The organism is Achromobacter sp. 46006 (genome assembly GCF_059761975.1).
In genome coordinates, this window is the sequence record NZ_JCBANN010000126.1 from 1 (window position 1) to 2345 (window position 2345).

Here is a 2345-nt window from a genome sequence, read left to right on the forward strand (position 1 = left end):
CCTGCGAGGCGTGCGGCCCGTGGGCGCCGCCCGCGGCGCTGGCCGCCGACGCGCTGGCCTGGCTGTTCTATACGTCCGGCACCACCGGCCGGCCCAAGGGCGTGATGCTGAGCCACCGCAACCTGGTGGCCATGGGCCTGTGCTATGCGGTGGACGTGGAAACCGTGGAACCGGGCGACGGCATGCTGTACGCCGCCCCCATGTCGCACGGCGCCGGGCTGTACCACGTGCTGTACGTGCGCAAGGCGGCGCGCCATGTCGTGCCCGACTCGCGCGGCTTCGAGCCTGCCGAGATCCTGGCGCTGGCCGAACAGGCCGGGCCGCTGTCGTTCTTCGCCGCCCCCACCATGATCAAGCGCCTGGTGGAGCAGGCCCGCGCCGGCGGCCGCGACGGCCGCGGCATCAAGACCATCATCTATGGCGGCGCGCCGATGTACCTGGCCGACCTGGAGGAAGCGCTGGCGGTGCTGGGCCAGCGCTTCGTACAGATCTACGGCCAGGGCGAAAGCCCCATGACCATCACCGCCCTGTCGCGCGAAGTCATCGCCGACGCTTCGCACCCCGAGCGCGCGGCGCGGCTGGCCTCGGTCGGCACCGCCCAGAGCTGCATGGAACTGCGCGTGGTCGACGCCGCGCTGCGCAGCGTGCCGTTCTGCACCGAGGGCGAAGTGCTGGTGCGCGGCAACGCCGTCATGCAGGGCTACTGGCGCAATGACCCCGCGACCGCCGAAACACTGGTGGATGGCTGGCTGCGCACCGGCGACATCGGCCGGCTCGATGCTTCCGGCTTCCTGACGCTAACCGACCGCAGCAAGGACGTGATCATCTCCGGCGGCTCCAACATCTACCCGCGCGAGGTCGAGGAAACGCTGGCGCGCCATCCCGGCGTGCGCGAGGTGGCGGTGGTCGGCGCGCCCAGCGCCCAGTGGGGCGAGGAAGTGGTGGCATTCGTGGTGTCGCGGCCCGGCGCCACGCTCGCCCCGGAAGAACTGGACGCCTGGTGCCGCCGCGAGATCGCCTCGTTCAAGAAGCCCAAGCGCTACGTGTTCCATGAAGAGCTGCCCAAGAACAGCTACGGCAAGATTCTCAAGACCGCATTGCGCGCCACGCTGCGCAGCGCCGATTCCACTGGCTAGGCTGGCACCAGGCCCGGCCCATCAACCGGCGCATCAGAAGCCGGAATCCCCCAAGGAGGAGAGCATGAGAAGACGCGATTTCATCAAGGTGGCCAGCCTGTTGGCGGGCGCCTCGGCCCCCGCCATCTGGACCGGCCGAGCAGCCGCGGCGGCCAGGCCGGTCAGCATCAAGTTCGATACCTACATCAGCGAAAGCGCCGGCCCCTCGCGGCTGGACGAGTGGTATCTCAAGCAGCTCGAAACCCGTACCAACGGCGCGGTCAAGGTACGGCGCTACTGGGCCCAGTCGCTCAACAAGGTCGGCGAGCACCTGTCCGCCGTGCGCGACGGCACCTCGGAAATGTCGTTGATCTCGCCGGGCTACTACCAGGCGCAGTTGCCGGTGACGCGCGGCCTGGACTGGTACTACCGCATGCACCGCTCGGACGCGCTGCAATGGCTGTGCCGCGACGTGTACGCCGAGTACCAGCCGCTGCGCGACGAGTGGGAGCGGCGCTACAACAGCAAGGTGCTGTACTGGACCAACTGGTACTACGCGCCGCTGGTGACGCGCCAGCCGATCCGCTCGATCGAGGACATCCGCGGCAAGCGCATCCGGGGCTATGGCGCCGCCAACGAGGTCATCGAGCGCCTGGGCGGCACCGCCGTGCCGATGGCCGCGCCCGAGGTCTACACCGCGCTGGAGCGCGGCGTGCTCGACGGCGTCTATGGCTTCGACTTCATCACCGCCGTGGCCTACAAGCTGCACGAGATCGCGCCCTACTTCACCGATATCGGCGACGGCCCGCACGGCCCGGCCGCGACCATCATCAACGCGCGGGTCTGGAACAGCTTCCCCGACCCGGTCAAGCAGGCCAGCGACCAGATCGTCAGCGAAATCTACGGCGGCGAATACGCGCGCATCTACGAGGCGGCCGCGCGCCAGTACGTCAAGACCGCCAAGGCCGAGGGCACGAAGTTCTCGTCGCTGCCGCAGGCCGAGAAGGACCGTGCGCGCAGCCTGGTGCAGCCGGCGCAGACCGACGGCTGGGTCGACCGGGTGGCCAAGCCGGCCGGCCTGGACGGCCTGGCGATGCAGGCGCTGGTCGACAAGGCCATCGCCAAGTACGACAGGCAAGGCAGCCTGAAGCGCTTCGACGAACTGGCCGCCGAGGCCTGACGCCCCCCAAAAGCGGCCCGGCCCGCGCGCCGGGCCGCCCACCGGCAGAG

At 69.7% G+C, this 2345-nt stretch carries 2 protein-coding genes; both read left to right on the forward strand.

The window, feature by feature from the left end; genetic code table 11:
• Positions 1-1136 (forward strand): class I adenylate-forming enzyme family protein (locus AC6LKG_RS26435; protein WP_498169943.1); only part of this gene is annotated, 1136 nt, incomplete at its 5' end.
• Positions 1137-1200: 64 nt separating this feature from the next.
• Positions 1201-2295: a TRAP transporter substrate-binding protein gene (locus AC6LKG_RS26440; protein ID WP_498169945.1), complete on the forward strand. Its 1095-nt coding sequence runs from the start codon at positions 1201-1203 to the stop codon at positions 2293-2295.
• Positions 2296-2345 lie beyond the last annotated feature (50 nt).